Below are 13,612 nucleotides of genomic sequence, written 5' to 3' on the forward strand. Positions count from 1 at the left end.
TTATTCAACGCGGATGCGGTTGACCTGCCATACGCAGCGCGAATAGCTTTCCTTGTTGCGCAGCTCCGGCTTCTTGTCAAACGGGTACATGATGAACAATGGCCCCTTGTCGCGCACCGTCAGCGTTTTGCCATTGATCTTGCGGGCCAGGATCACATCGTATTTTTCCAGATCGGCCAGCGGTATTTCTGCGGCGTAGTCGTTCAGGGCAACCACATACAGCTTGCTGCCCTTGCTGCCGGTCGCTTTCAGCACGTCACGGAACAGCGGCCCTTCAAAGGTTTGTTCTTCCTTGTACCACGGTGTCGGCACGGTCATTTTTACTTGCGGCAGCCTGTCCAGCATGGCGCTGTCAAACACGGCATTGGCACCGCTGTTCTTTTCGGTAATCTGCCCGGAAATGGTCACGATGGGGTGACCGGCAGGCTTTTCCAATGCCAGTGCGGTGGCCGACTGCAGCGCCAGCAGGCAAGAAAACAGAAAAATGTGGCCGGTTTTTGCCATGGTGATTTCCTTGATGTGTAAACGGCGTTCAATGAAAAATACGTGCGGTGCTTGGGTTTGCCGTGCTGCATTCTACAAGCGGACAACAAAAAAGCCATCTTTGATGATTCCGTCATGCTGACCAGTCCCGGCAGATTGCCTGCTGGCCTGATGTCGCGGCCATTTTTTTATCCGCTACTTTCTGCGTTTTGTCTTGCGCTTTCTGCTGTGCCGGGTAGTGGGCGATCGGTCAGGTGTCGGCCTTGGCCGGCTCTTGGCACAGCAATATTTGCATAGAAAATAGTGATGCAATAAAGACAATATATATATTTTCCGTATCCAAGACGCTTCCCTAGACTGCAGTGGTCAGGCCGGCATGCCACCCATGCCGCCCGGCATCCCCGCGCTGGCCTTGTCGTGCCGGCGGGCGGGGCATACACAGGGGAGGAGACGACGATGGTGATGGAAAAGACAGATACGCTGGTCATCGGTGCCGGCCAGGCCGGCATTGCCCTGAGCGAACACCTGAGCAAGCTGGACGTACCACATCTGGTGCTGGAACGCCAGCGCATCGCCGAACGCTGGCGTTCCGAGCGCTGGGATTCGCTGGTGTGCAATGGCCCGGCCTGGCACGACCGCTTTCCCGGCCTGGATTTTGCTGATGTCGCAGCAGATGCCTTTGCGGCAAAAGAGCAGGTGGCGGATTACCTGGAAGCCTATGCCCGCCATTTCAAGGCACCCATCCGTACCGGGGTGGAAGTGACGCGGGTGACGCGCAATAGCGGCCGTCCCGGCTTCACCGTGGAAACCAGCGCCGGCCTGATCGAAGCACAGCGCGTGGTAGCGGCTACCGGCCCTTTCCAGCGACCACTCATCCCGGCCATCCTGCCCGAGCAGCCTGGCATCACCCAGCTGCATTCAGCTGCCTATCGCAATCCACAGCAGCTGCCAGCAGGTGCGGTACTGGTGGTGGGCTCGGGTTCTTCCGGCGTGCAGATTGCTGACGAACTGCAACGCGCCGGCAAGAAGGTTTATCTGTCGGTTGGCCCGCATGATCGTCCGCCACGCAGCTATCGCCAGCGCGACTTTTGCTGGTGGCTGGGGGTGTTGGGCGAGTGGGATGCGCAGAAAGTCCAGCCGGGCCGCGAGCATGTCACCATCGCCGTCAGTGGCGCGCGTGGCGGGCATACGGTGGACTTCCGCCGGCTGGCTGAGCAAGGCATCACCTTGCTGGGGATGACCCGTGACTACCTGCAGGGGGTGATGCGCTTCCAGCCTGATCTGGCGGCCAACATCGCTGCCGGCGATGCCAACTATCTGGCGCTGCTGGATGCGGCCGATGCCTATATCGAACGCAACGGGCTGGACCTGCCGCCCGAGCCGCAAGCGCGGCTGATCGGGCTTGCGCCGGCCTGTGTCAGTCATCCGGTGCTCGAACTGGATCTGGCCGCTGCCGGTATCAGCACCATCATCTGGGCCACCGGTTTTGCCGTGGACTACAGCTGGCTGCAGGTCGATACCTTCGATGACAAGGGCAAGCCCTTGCATCAGCGCGGCATCTCCGCCGAGCCGGGCGTGTACTTTCTTGGACTGCCCTGGTTGTCGCGCCGTGGTTCCAGCTTTATCTGGGGCGTGTGGCACGATGCCAAGTTCATTGCCGACCATATCTCCACCCAGCGCAAATATCAGGCTTATCACATGGCGGCCGCTCACCCTGCCACCGTACCGGCCTGAAACAACAGCCCGGCCAATCAGACACATCCGGGCTGTTTCGCCAGCCCGTCATCCACTGCAATGAGGTGAAATATGGTTCACAAGCGCATTCGTCCGTTCAATACCAAAGAAACCTATCCGGAACAAAAGCTCGACAATGATCTGTGTCAGGCGGTGGTGGCCGGCAATATCGTTTTCCTGCGCGGGCAGATCGGCCAGGATCTGGACACGCGCGAATCGGTTGGCATCGGCGATGTCGCAGTACAGACCGAAAAAGCCATGGCCAATGTGAAAATGCTGCTGGAGGAGTCCGGCAGCTGTCTGGATCACGTCTGCAAGATCGTCATCTATCTGGTGGACACCCGCTATCGTGAAACGGTGTACCAGGTCGTGGGCAAATGGCTGAAGGGGGTGTATCCGGTGTCGACCGGGCTGGTGATTTCCGCGCTGGCGCGGCCGGAATGGCTGGTGGAAATCGACATCACCGCCGTCATCCCTGAGGGCTATCAGCCATGACCTTTTCCATTGCGGCGCGCTGCCCGCAAACCGGCATGCTGGGGGTGGCGGTGGCCTCGTCCAGCATTGCCGTCGCCAGCCGTTGCTGTTACCTGCAGGCCGGAGTGGGGGCGGTGATGAGCCAGAACGTGACCAATCCGCTGCTGGGGCCGCTGGCACTGCAAGCCATGGCCAACGGGCTGCACGGCGATGCGCTACTGCAGCAGCTGGCGCAGGCAGATCCCCATCTGCAATGGCGGCAGCTGCTGGCGCTGCCCGCCAGCGGCGAGGCGGTCACCTTCAGCGGCGAGCATGCCCTGGGCGTCTACGCCACCGCCAGTGGCCCGCATTGCGTGGCCGGTGGCAACATCCTGCACAGTGCATCGGTGCCGCAGCAAATGGTGGCCGCTTTTGCCGCCAGCTCTGGTCATCTGGCCGATCGCCTGCTGGCTGCCATGCAGGCGGCCGTGGCCGCCGGTGGCGAGGCCGGCCCCATCCATGCTGCCGGGCTCAAGCTGGTGGCAAGCCAGGCGTGGCCGGTGATCGACCTGCGCATTGACTGGAGCGAGCAGGAGCCCGTCGCCGAACTGGCGCAATTGTGGCAGCGCTATCGTCCGCAGATGCAGGACTACATCACGCGGGCGGAAAACCCGCAGCAGGCACCGGGCTTCGCCGTACCCGGCGTGGCGGCACCGCGCTGAGTCGTGCTCGCGCGCAGGCGCGCTGGTTCTGGCGGGCTGCCTTAGTTCTGCCGTCCAGCCAGCCCGCCTGGACCCGCCGGCGATGGCATGAGTGTGTGTCATCGTCTGGCTGTTTTTCTGCTTAGCGTCGCTAACAAAACCTCGCAGGGCAGCCGGGCCAAGGCGCGCCGACGCTGACAATACGCCTAGTACGGCAAGCCGGTGCAAGGCAGGAACGGGGGGTGTTAGCGGGTCTTATGCAAAACAACTTTAACCTAAACCTGCGTCTTCTTCTTTGCCGGCGCAGTGTGTGATGCGCTGCCCAAATGCGCATGAATTGGGTCAATTGGCTATTTGATTGATAAATAGGCAGATGCAGCCGAATCTGCATACCCGGTAGCAAGATCGCACCAATTCATTACCCTTGCCCAAGGGTATTAATCGCCCGTTCCGGGCCGTTTTGTCTGGGAAATTCAGTACTGGGTCTTGTTTTGTCCGGCCTGTCGCTGCTGCAGTAAAAAATCCACTCTGCCAAAAATATTGTGAAGTCATATCCTGCCGCCAAGCGGCCGGTCTATTTGCTGCCGGAAATCATGCGCAGGGCAATGGTCGTTTTGTTGACCTGGATCAAGCTCAACTGTGTTGACTAAGCATTAGCAGTTCATTATATTGCCGTTTCATTATTCATATAAGTTTTTCCTTTCGGATCATGCAACTGTTGTTGGCATAAACAAATGATGCATATCCGGAAAGAAGCCGTAGCAATGGCGGATGAAGAATCGGCAAATGTTGACTACGGCATACCCTAAATCAAGTAAAAGGTGAGCATGATCATGAGTGGATATAACGCAGTTCTGGCAAGAAATACGACAAATGCTCCTGAGAATATGGGTCCTTATTCGCAGACAGCCGCTTTCTCTCATTACAATAATCTGTCGGCACAATTGCCGATTGATCCGGCATCCGGCCAATTGGTAGCTGGCGGTGTAAAAGAGCAGGCTGAGCAATCCTTTAAAAACATCAAGGCCATTGTCGAAAGTATCGACCATGTTATGGATGATGTGGTCAGAATCACCATCTTCCTCAAGAATATTGCCGATCTTGACGCGGTAAATCAGGTCTATGCCACATTCTTCCCGGCTTATCGTCCTGCATTGACCACGGTAGCGGTAGCTGCATTGCCGCTGGGCGCACTGGTGCAAGTGGAAGCACTGGTTTCCAATGGCGAGGGTACCATTCCGAATGCACCGCAAGCCGGTGATCTGGTGAAAATCGCCAAAAATATCGAAAAAGCACCGATCAGCCCGCTGTCCACGCAGACCGTGGCTTTTTCCCACTACAACAATATCTCGGCGCAATTGCCGATTAATCCGCTATCCGGTCAATTGGTAGCTGGCGGTGTGAAAGAACAGACCGCGCAATGCCTGAAGAATGTCAAGGCCATTCTGGAAGGGATTGATGTGCCTTTTGACGATATCGTCAAGGTTAATGTCTTCCTGAAAAACTTCGCAGATATTGATGCCGTCAATGAAGTTTATACGACCTTTTTCCCGGATTCGGCCATTGCCCGCGCGGTAGCCTATTTCCCGGCCCGTACGGTTATTGCTGCCGCAGCATTGCCGATGGATGCACTGGTGCAAATCGAAGTCGTGGTATCGCATGGCGATGGCACGCCGCCGCAAGCAGTTGAAGACCGCCACGGCATCGTGATCAAGGCAAATAACACCGCTGCTGCACCGAAAGACCGTCTGTCCACCCAGACCGTAGCCTTCTCGCACTACAACCATCTGTCCGCCCAACTGCCGCTGGATGCAGCAAGCGGTGCGCTGGTGGCTGGCGGCATCAAGGAACAGGCTGCGCAGTGCCTGAAGAATATCAAGGCCATTGTTGAAAGCATCAACCACCAGCTGGCTGACGTGGTCAAGGTGAATATCTTCCTCAAGAATATCGAGGATATCGCTGCCATCGACGAGGTGTATGCCACCTTCTTCCCGACTGGCACGCCGGCCCGCCGTATCGTTGGCGTGGCAGCGTTGCCGGGCAATGCCCTGCTGCAGATCGATGCAGTGGTGTCGCATGCGGAAGGCACTGCACCGCAAGCCTGAGCATGACAGGCTGGGACATAAGCAACTGCCTTGTTCCTTAAAATGAAGAAAGCCGGGTTTTTACCCGGCTTTCTTTTTTTGCTTGCAGATAGCTTGTGCCAACAGGCGTGGCGGCCATCACGGCTGAGCCCATGGCCACCACGCAAGCAGATCGTATCAGTGCGCCTGGCTGGTATCGGCCACCCGTGTCGGGCGCGGGGCCAGCCAGATGGCGCAGGCAGCCACGATAAAGGACAGACCGGTCAGCCAGAAGATCTGGTTGGTCGCCAGCATGATGCTTTGTGATTGCAATAGCTGGGCCAGCTGGCCGGTGGCGGCATCGATGCTCAGGCCGCTGTCACGCAGTGCGCGCAAGGTGCTGCCCGTGCTGTCTATGCTGCCGACCAGATCAGCATGGTTATAGCTGGCCTTGTCATCCCAGGCGGTGGTCACCAGCGAGGTGGCAAAAGCGCCGGACAAGGTACGCATGAAGCTCATCAGCCCGGCGGCGGCCGCCATTTCCTGTGGCTCGACGCTGGCCATGGCCAGCCCGGTGAGCGGCACGAAGAAGAAGGGCATGCCTACGCCCTGGAACAACAGCGGCAGCGCTACTTGCCAGAAACCCATGTCAGTCGTGGAGAAGCTGCGGTACAGCGTGACACCGCCCAGCCACATCACCCCCATGAACACCAGCGGGCGCGGATCGACCCGGGTGGACAGCTGCGCCACCAGCGGTGCCACCAGCACGGCCAGGATGCCGCTCATGGCCGTGGCGTGGCCGGCTTCGGTGGCGGTGTAGCCCATATAGCTCTGCAGCCATTGTGGGGTCAGCACCGTGGCACCGAAGAAGGAACCGAAAGCCAGCGAGATGGTAAGCACGCTGGCCCAGTAGCCACGGTGGCGGAATACCCGCAGGTTCACCACCGGGTTGCGTTCGGTCAGCTCCCAGATGAGGAAGGAGGCAAAGCCGACTGCCGCCGTTACCGACAGGGCGATGATCTCGGCCGAGTTGAACCAGTCCAGGTTCTTGCCTTCGTCCAGCATGATCTGCAAGGCGGCCACCCACACCACCAGCAGGCCCAGCCCGACGGCATCGACGCGGATTTTCTCGCGCAGGCTTTCCTGGCTCTTCAGCAGCTGCCAGCCGGCATAGCCGCACAGCATGGTGATGGGGACGTTGATCCAGAAAATCCACGGCCAGCTCACCTGATCGCACAGCACCCCGCCCAGAATCGGCCCCATGATGGGCGCAATCAGTGTGGTCATGCTCCATAAGCCAATGGCCGCGCCGGTTTTTTCCTTGGGGAAAATCCGCAGCAGCAAGGTTTGCGACATCGGCATCAGCGGGCCGCCGGCCAGGCCTTGCAGTACGCGGAACAGCACCAGGGTTTCCAGCGAGCCGGCCATGCCGCATAGCAGGGAAAACAGGCCGAACAGCACCATGGAGCCGATGAACAGCCGCACCGTACCCAGCCGCGCGGCCAGCCAGCCGGTGAGCGGCACCGTGATGGCTTCGGCTACGGCATAGGAGGTGATCACATATGTGCCCTGGCTGGAAGAAACCGCCAGGCCGCCGGCAATATTGGGTACCGACACATTGGCAATGGTGGTATCCAGCACGGCCACGAAGTTGGCGGCGGCCAGCACCAGGGCGGCCAGCCACAGCGTATTGCCCTGCAGCGGTTGCGGGGATGTGGGAGTTTGGCTGCTGGACATGGCTTACTCGCTATGGCTGGTGCTGGCGGTGTCGATGGTGACTTCCATCGATAGCCCTACTTGCAGCGGATGGGCGCGCAGTTCGGCCGGGTCCAGTGCGATGCGTACCGGCAGGCGCTGCACCACCTTGATCCAGTTGCCGGTGGCGTTTTGCGCCGGGATGGTGGCAAAGGCGGCACCCGAGCCACCGGACAGGCCGGCCACCTTGCCGTGGTAAGTGATGCGGCTGCCGTACAGGTCGGCCGTCAGCGTGGCCGCTTGGCCGATGTGTACCTTGTCCAGCTGCACTTCCTTGAAGTTGGCGTCCACATGCACCTGCTGCAACGGTACTACCGACATCAGCTGGGTGCCGGACTGCACACGCTGGCCGGTCTGCACCTGGCGCTTGGCCACCACGCCATCCACCGGGGAGCGGATCACCGTGCGTGCCAGGTCGAGGCGAGCCTGGTCACGCTTGGCGCGGGCCAGGGCCACTTCGGGGTTGTTGTCCACTGTGGTGTTGACGGTGAGGGTCTGGTTGGCCTTGAGCGAACCCTGCGCGGCACGGGCATTGGCTTCGGCCTGTTTGGCGGCGGCTTCGGCGGCGGCCAGGCTGGCGCTGGCCGTGCTGAACACGTTTTGCGCATTGCTCAGCTCCTCACCGGATACCGAACCGCTCTTGGCCAGTGCCTGGCGACGATGCAGGTCCAGCTCGGCGCGTTGCAGGTCGGCGCGGGCAGAGGCCAGTTGCGCATTGCTGCGTGCCTGGTCGGCAATACGCGCCTGAATCTGCGCCTGCAGGCCTTCGTCGCTGGCCAGATAGCCTTGCACGCGGCGTTCGGCACGGGCCAGTTCGGCTTCGGCCTGCGACAGGTTCAGCTTGGCGTCGCTGTCATCCAGCCGAGCCAGCATGTCGCCGCGCTTGACGGCCTGGGTATCCACCGCCAGTACCTCGCGCACGGTGCCGGTGACTTCCGGGGTGACCTGGGCAATTTCGGCTGCAACATAGGCATTGTCGGTGCTGACATGGTGGGAGGCCACCAGTACCCAGTAGCTACCGGCCGCCAGCGCGCCCAGGGCGACGACACCGCCAAGCAGGGTAAACAGTTTCTTGCGTTTGGCCAGGCGCAGCTGGTCGCTGGTTTGGGGGGCTTGGCTGGCGGGCAGGGTGTGGCTGATATCACTCATGATGGTTCTCTAGTATGCGGTTTGTCTGTGTGTGTGCCGGTAGGGTGGGTTCAGGCTTGCTGATAGCCGCCGCCCAGCGCCTTGATCAGGCTGACGTCAAGCAGCAGTAGCCGGGTTTCCAGGCTGGCAGCGCTGCGACGAGTGGCAATGACGTTATCTTCGGCATTCAGCACATCCAGATAGCTGGCCAGCCCGCCCTGGTAGCGGTTCTGCATGACCTGATAGGACTGTTCGGCGGTTTTCAGGGCCAGTCGGCGCTGCTCCAGCTGCGGACCAAGCTCCTTTTCCTGTGCCATTACGTCGGCGACATCGTGCAGGGCTTGGGTCAGTGTCTGGTTGTAGCTGGCGACGGCGGCATCGTATTCGGCACGTGCCACGCGGTAATTACCCTGCAGCGCCCCGCCACGGAAAATGGGGAGTGAAATGGCCGGGCCGATGCCGCCGACGTCCGAGCCGCTCTTGCCCAGCAGGCTCAGGCCCAGCGACTGCACGCCCAGATAGGCCGACAGATTGACATTGGGGTAGAACGCCGCGTGGGCCACATCGATGCGGCTGGCTGCGGCTTCGGCGCGCAGGCGGGCGGCGGCCAGGTCGGGCCGGCGGCCCAGCAAGTCTGCCTGCAGGGTGGCGGGCAGGCCCTGCGCGTGCAGCAGGCTGGCTTGTGGTCGGGCAATCGCCAGCCCGCGATCCGGCCCGGCCCCCATCAGGGCGGCGAGGCTGTAGCGCTGCTGGGCAATGGCCTGACGCGCTGCGCTGAGGTCGGCGCTGGCACCGGCAGCGCGGGATTCGGCCTGGCGCAGGCTGCCCAGGGTTTCCAGGCCGTTGTCGTAGCGTTGCTGCAAAAGTTCGACGCTGTGGCGGCGCACGGCCAGTGCTTGCTCGGCGGCATCCTGTTCGGCAAACAGGCGGGCCAGCTCAGCATAGCTGGCGGCAATCGAGCTGGTCAGTGTCAGCCGGCTCTGCGCGGCTTCGGCCTCGGCGGCAGCCAGTTCCGAACTGGCGGCGGCCACGGCGGCGCGGTTTTTGCCCCAGAAATCGAACTCGTAGCTGAAGTTCAGCTCTACGCTGGCAGAGTTGTTGTAGCCGTGGGGGACATAGGCTGCCGGCATGCCGTTGTTATAGCTTTGCTTGAGCTTGGTGACCGAGCTGTCCAGGCTGACACTGGGCAGCCGGCTGGCACCGGCCTGTTCGGCCTGACCCGCAGCTTTGGCCAGGCGGGCCTGGGCGGCGGCAAGGTCGGGTGCGTTGCTCAGTGCTTCCTGCATGATGGCATTGAGCTGACTGTCGTTATAATCCAGCCACCAGTTGCTGTTGGCCCATTGGGCTGGGGTGGCGGGGAGGCTTTGCTGGCTGGCCAGCTCGGTGGTGGTTTTGTTGCGGGCGGCCGGGCCCAGTTCGGGCACGCTGGCGCAGCCGGTCAGCAACAGGCTGGCTAGCAGCGAAAGTTGCAACAGGGTGTGCCCGCGGCGCATGCTTGATGTGGTGTCCATAATATTGCCAAGGTCTTTAACTGTACGGTACGGTACGGTTATAATGCAGCCGAATATTGTCGTCAAGAAAAACTGTACAGTTTGGTACTGTTTCGGAGTGTGAATGCGTACAAAAAGCGAAGAACGTCGTCAGCACATGGTGGCAACGGCGGCAGAGGTGTTTTTGCAGCGTGGCTACGAGGCTACGTCGATGGCGGAAATCTGCAGCCGTGTGGGTGGCTCCAAAGCCACGCTATATGGCTATTTCAAGTCCAAGGAAGAGCTGTTTCTGAGTGTGATGAAGATGCTGGCCGAGGAGCGCATGTCGCAGGCTTATGCGCGACTGGTGCCGGGCGGGGATATTGCCGCCGCTTTGCGCGCTTTTGCGGAAAACTACCTGCAGGTCATCCTGGGACCGGATTTGATGGCCATGCGCGGCATCATCGTCGGCGAGTTGGTGCGTGCCGGGGCGGCGCAGCAGTTTTATGATGCCGGCCCGCGCCAGGGTTGGAACAAGGTGGCGGCCTATCTGGGGGCGGAAATGGCGGCCGGGCGCTTGCGTCAGGCGGATGGCTGGGTGGCCGCCATGCATTTGCTGTCGCTGATACAGGCTGAGTATCAGCAGACCTTCATGATTGGCGTGGTCAGTGAACAAGACCTGACCCTGCTGCAAGAACGGGTGGCCAGGGGAGTGGAGGTATTCATGGCCTGGTACGGGGTGTAGTGCTGTTCCTGCCATGCCGATGCAAAAACCGGCCAAGGCGCTGATGCCGCTCACTCGTTGCGATCAATGTTCAAAGCATCCTAAGCCAGGAATGATGATGAAGATTTTTGGTATCTTGATCGCATTATTTTCCAGCGCAGTGCTGGCCAAGCCCATTTTTGAAACCTACACCGAAGAGAAAACCACGGGCTGGTCGGTCGTGTCTCAGGCGCTGGCGGGGGTGATCGTCCGTTCTGATGCGGATTTAAAATTGCAGGCCGATCAAGAAATGGCAGAAAAAGGCGTGAAGGCTGGCGACTATCGGCAGCTCTTTGTCAGTCGCAAGATTCCCTTGTCTGCTGATCACAAGACCTTTCTTTTTGTGCGGCCCAAATCTTTCCCATATTTCCAGGCTTTCTATGGTGCGCATATTTTCTGCCACTGGATCGTCGATGATCGAAACAACATTCTCTACGGCGGCAATTCGGATGCTTTCCGGGTGCTGGGCAGTAGCAGAAACGGGATGAAAGACATCGAGGAGGCGCAATGCCGTGGCGGGAAATGCTACCTGGTGAAGCTTGCTTTCAAGGCTGGAAAATACCAAGAGACCTCCTGCGCAACGCAAGATATCGACAGCGGCAAGGTCACGAAAGGCTGTGATTCTGGCAAGTAGCGTGAGGCGTTCAGATCGTTCAGCGCAGCAGCAGTGAGTTTGTACATATTAAGCAAAGTATTCGTGGCCCGATCTGTGTGCTTAAAGCGCGCTTATGCTGGAGTGGCTGCTGCAATCAAAAAAGCACCGTTTCCCATATGTGGGGACGGTGCTTTTTTAAGTGAACAGCGTTAAGGCGGTGGCCTGATGCTCAGTTACACAGCGTTTTCAGATACTGGCCGGCATTGAAGAGGTCGCGCTCGATGGCGCGGCGCACGGCGGACGGGTCCTGGCGCTGCAGGGCGCGCATCATGTCTTCATGGCAGTCGTTCATGATGCTCCACACGTGCGGGTCCTGGTGCAGCTGGTTGGAGATGGGGCCGACGTGCAGCCATACGCTTTCGATCAGGGCCAGCAGCATGGCCGAGCCGGAGGCGCGGTAAAGGGTGATGTGGAACTCTTCGTTGGCCGTCAGGTAGCCTTTGACGTCGTGTTCCTTGATCGCCTGCTCCATGGTGACGGTCAGTTGTTCCAGCAGCTTGTAATCGGCACCGCTCAGGTTGCGTGCGCCTTTTTCGGCGGCTTCACCTTCCAGCAACATGCGGGTTTGCAGGATGTCATCAAACTGGGTGCGAGTCAGTTGCGGCACGGTGACGCCGCAGTTGGGAATATTGGCCAGAGCCTTTTCCGCGACCAGTCGTTGCAGTGCAGTGCGAACCGGCATTTCACCGACCTGCATGTCCTGTGCCAGCTGTTTGATCTTGAGTCGTTCGCCGGGCAGCCAGCGGCCGAGTGACAGCCATTGGCGCAGCGTGGTGTAGGTTTCGTCCTGCAGGGTGGAGGAGGCTGAAGTCTTCATCGTTGGCGGGTCGGTGAGTATTGGAGTTTGCCACAAGGATACCATAGCAGCAGTAGTGCTGTGATGCTTAGCTTTTTTTCATTTATTTGATCAAAAATTGACATTGAAATTTTATCTTACTATGATTATTTCTAGCTTTAATTCCGGTATTTACATTTAATTTCATTCGGGTTGGTGCGGTATTGGAATGCAAGCTATTTTGCACATATGATCATAAAGGAGAAATCATGCATGAGCATTTGCACAGCTTCATTCGTGAACACAATATCCACGAGGTGGAATGCGTCATTCCCGACATGACCGGCGTGGCGCGCGGCAAGATCGTGCCGCGTGATCTGTTTCTGGCGGAAGCCAGCATGAAGATGTCACGGGCAGTGCTGACCATTACCGTCAATGGCGAATTTGCCGAATTCGAACGCTTTGTCGGGGCCAATGATCCGGACATGGTGTGTGTGCCGGACCCATCATCCATTCGCCTGGTGCCCTGGGCCATCGAGCCGGTGGCGGTGGTGATCCACGATTGCGAGGATTTCGATGGCCAGCCGATTGCCATTTCGCCACGGGCGGTGTTGCGGCGCGTGCTCAAGCTGTATGCCGAGCGTGGCTGGCGGCCGGTGGTGGCACCGGAGATGGAGTTTTACCTGATCTGCCAGAACAGCAATCCGCACGAACCCTTGCGCCCGCCCACTGGCCGCGCCGGGCGCTCCGAAGTAGGGCGGCAATCGTTTTCCATTGATGCCGTCAACGATTTCGACCCCTTCTTTCAGGAGCTGTCCACTTTCTGCCAGCAGGCCAAGCTGAATGTGGAAATGCTGATTCACGAAGTGGGTGCCTGCCAGATGGAGATCAACTTTGCCCATGGCGATGCCATGGAGCTGGCCGATCAGGTGTTTCTGTTCAAGCGCGCCGTGCGCGAAACCGCCTACCGTCACAATATCTTCGCCACCTTCATGGCCAAGCCGATGGAAGGCGAGCCGGGCAGTGCCATGCACATCCACCAGAGCATTGTCGACAGCAGTAGCGGTGCAAACATCTTTTCGGTAGCTGATGGCACGGCGACGCCGCTGTTCTTCCAGCACATTGCCGGCATGCAGAAATACCTGCCGCTGGTGATGCCCATGCTGGCACCGTATGTGAACTCCTATCGCCGGCTCAGCCGCCATGCTGCCGCCCCCATCAATGTACGCTGGGGTTACGACAACCGCACCTGCGGCATCCGCATTCCACCATCCGGGCCGACTGCACGACGGCTGGAAAACCGCGTGCCGGGGGTGGATGTGAATCCCTATCTGGCGATGGCGGCCACGCTGGCCTGTGGTTATCTGGGCATGGTGCAGCAGTTGGAGGCCAGCGAGCCGATGAGCGACAGCGCCTACGATCTGGATTTCGAGCTGCCGCGCAGCCTGGAAGATGCGGTAGCGCTGATGCAGGACTGCCCCGAGCTATCCGAGATTCTGGGCGAGCAGTTTGTGCAGGCTTTCTGCGCGGTGAAGGAAAAGGAATTCGAAACCTTCAATCGCGGCATCACCGCCTGGGAACGCGAACACCTGCAGCTGCACGTATGACATGATGGCGGGCGGCTGCCCGCACA

12 protein-coding genes are annotated in these 13,612 nt (G+C 59.6%); 7 read left to right on the forward strand and 5 right to left on the reverse strand.

Going from position 1 to position 13,612, the window contains the following annotated elements; translation table 11 throughout:
• Positions 1-504 carry a putative pterin-binding protein gene (locus FAZ30_RS14950; RefSeq protein ID WP_124641408.1) on the reverse strand — a complete coding sequence of 168 codons (504 nt, stop codon included), beginning with the start codon at positions 502-504 and terminating at the stop codon, positions 1-3.
• A 441-nt stretch (positions 505-945) separates the two neighbouring features.
• On the opposite strand from FAZ30_RS14950, the gene FAZ30_RS14955 reads away from it, so the two are divergent.
• From FAZ30_RS14955 to FAZ30_RS14970, 4 genes are all read left to right on the forward strand, one after another.
• Positions 946-2,217, forward strand: coding sequence for a flavin-containing monooxygenase (locus tag FAZ30_RS14955; protein WP_246043366.1), 1,272 nt, complete (start codon positions 946-948; stop codon positions 2,215-2,217).
• 72 nt (positions 2,218-2,289) lie between these two features.
• Positions 2,290-2,712 (forward strand): RidA family protein, encoded by a 423-nt coding sequence (locus FAZ30_RS14960; protein ID WP_103525597.1) that lies wholly within the window; start codon positions 2,290-2,292, stop codon positions 2,710-2,712.
• Positions 2,709-3,392, forward strand: coding sequence for a DUF1028 domain-containing protein (locus FAZ30_RS14965; RefSeq protein WP_137009718.1), 684 nt, complete (start codon positions 2,709-2,711; stop codon positions 3,390-3,392). The genes FAZ30_RS14960 and FAZ30_RS14965 overlap by 4 nt, the downstream gene beginning before the upstream one ends.
• An 812-nt stretch (positions 3,393-4,204) precedes the next feature.
• The gene (locus FAZ30_RS14970; protein WP_124641402.1) at positions 4,205-5,476 is read left to right on the forward strand and encodes a RidA family protein; all 1,272 of its coding nucleotides are present in this window, start codon (positions 4,205-4,207) and stop codon (positions 5,474-5,476) included.
• Between the two features lie 156 nt (positions 5,477-5,632).
• Here the strand turns inward: FAZ30_RS14970 and FAZ30_RS14975 are convergent, their stop codons facing one another.
• Genes FAZ30_RS14975 through FAZ30_RS14985 form a run of 3 tightly spaced genes read right to left on the reverse strand, consistent with a single transcriptional unit; the run spans position 5,633 to position 9,810 of the window.
• On the reverse strand, positions 5,633-7,171 hold the full coding sequence (locus FAZ30_RS14975; protein ID WP_137009719.1) for a DHA2 family efflux MFS transporter permease subunit: 1,539 nt from the start codon (positions 7,169-7,171) through the stop codon (positions 5,633-5,635).
• Between the two features lie 3 nt (positions 7,172-7,174).
• A complete protein-coding gene (locus tag FAZ30_RS14980) occupies positions 7,175-8,338 on the reverse strand; it encodes an HlyD family secretion protein (RefSeq protein ID WP_137009720.1) in 1,164 nt (387 codons plus the stop codon).
• Between the two features lie 50 nt (positions 8,339-8,388).
• Positions 8,389-9,810: an efflux transporter outer membrane subunit gene (locus tag FAZ30_RS14985; protein WP_137009721.1), complete on the reverse strand. Its 1,422-nt coding sequence runs from the start codon at positions 9,808-9,810 to the stop codon at positions 8,389-8,391.
• A gap of 121 nt (positions 9,811-9,931) precedes the next feature.
• Between FAZ30_RS14985 and FAZ30_RS14990 the strand changes: the two genes are divergently transcribed.
• Both FAZ30_RS14990 and FAZ30_RS14995 read left to right on the forward strand, forming a co-directional pair.
• Positions 9,932-10,531 carry a TetR/AcrR family transcriptional regulator gene (locus tag FAZ30_RS14990; protein ID WP_124641394.1) on the forward strand — a complete coding sequence of 200 codons (600 nt, stop codon included), beginning with the start codon at positions 9,932-9,934 and terminating at the stop codon, positions 10,529-10,531.
• Positions 10,532-10,544: 13 nt separating this feature from the next.
• Positions 10,545-11,183, forward strand: coding sequence for a hypothetical protein (locus FAZ30_RS14995; protein ID WP_124641392.1), 639 nt, complete (start codon positions 10,545-10,547; stop codon positions 11,181-11,183).
• Positions 11,184-11,373: 190 nt separating this feature from the next.
• Here the strand turns inward: FAZ30_RS14995 and FAZ30_RS15000 are convergent, their stop codons facing one another.
• Complete coding sequence (locus tag FAZ30_RS15000; RefSeq protein WP_124641390.1) at positions 11,374-12,021, reverse strand: GntR family transcriptional regulator; 648 nt, start codon at positions 12,019-12,021, stop codon at positions 11,374-11,376.
• 227 nt (positions 12,022-12,248) lie between these two features.
• Here FAZ30_RS15000 and FAZ30_RS15005 point away from each other — a divergent pair, with 227 nt between their 5' ends.
• Positions 12,249-13,586, forward strand: coding sequence for a glutamine synthetase family protein (locus FAZ30_RS15005; protein WP_137009722.1), 1,338 nt, complete (start codon positions 12,249-12,251; stop codon positions 13,584-13,586).
• Positions 13,587-13,612: the final 26 nt, after the last annotated feature.

Origin of the sequence: Aquitalea aquatilis, assembly GCF_005155025.1 — a bacterium.
Taxonomy (GTDB): domain Bacteria; phylum Pseudomonadota; class Gammaproteobacteria; order Burkholderiales; family Chromobacteriaceae; genus Aquitalea; species Aquitalea aquatilis.

Coding starts and splice junctions, on each gene's coding strand:
- FAZ30_RS14985 (WP_137009721.1), bottom strand. CDS start 9,810: ATGCGCCGCGGGCACACCCTGTTGCAACTTTCGCTGCTAGCCAGCCTG.
- FAZ30_RS14995 (WP_124641392.1), top strand. CDS start 10,545: ATGCCGATGCAAAAACCGGCCAAGGCGCTGATGCCGCTCACTCGTTGC.
- FAZ30_RS14970 (WP_124641402.1), top strand. CDS start 4,205: ATGAGTGGATATAACGCAGTTCTGGCAAGAAATACGACAAATGCTCCT.
- FAZ30_RS14965 (WP_137009718.1), top strand. CDS start 2,709: ATGACCTTTTCCATTGCGGCGCGCTGCCCGCAAACCGGCATGCTGGGG.
- FAZ30_RS14975 (WP_137009719.1), bottom strand. CDS start 7,171: ATGTCCAGCAGCCAAACTCCCACATCCCCGCAACCGCTGCAGGGCAAT.
- FAZ30_RS14960 (WP_103525597.1), top strand. CDS start 2,290: ATGGTTCACAAGCGCATTCGTCCGTTCAATACCAAAGAAACCTATCCG.
- FAZ30_RS14980 (WP_137009720.1), bottom strand. CDS start 8,338: ATGAGTGATATCAGCCACACCCTGCCCGCCAGCCAAGCCCCCCAAACC.
- FAZ30_RS14955 (WP_246043366.1), top strand. CDS start 946: ATGGAAAAGACAGATACGCTGGTCATCGGTGCCGGCCAGGCCGGCATT.
- FAZ30_RS15000 (WP_124641390.1), bottom strand. CDS start 12,021: ATGAAGACTTCAGCCTCCTCCACCCTGCAGGACGAAACCTACACCACG.
- FAZ30_RS14990 (WP_124641394.1), top strand. CDS start 9,932: ATGCGTACAAAAAGCGAAGAACGTCGTCAGCACATGGTGGCAACGGCG.
- FAZ30_RS14950 (WP_124641408.1), bottom strand. CDS start 504: ATGGCAAAAACCGGCCACATTTTTCTGTTTTCTTGCCTGCTGGCGCTG.
- FAZ30_RS15005 (WP_137009722.1), top strand. CDS start 12,249: ATGCATGAGCATTTGCACAGCTTCATTCGTGAACACAATATCCACGAG.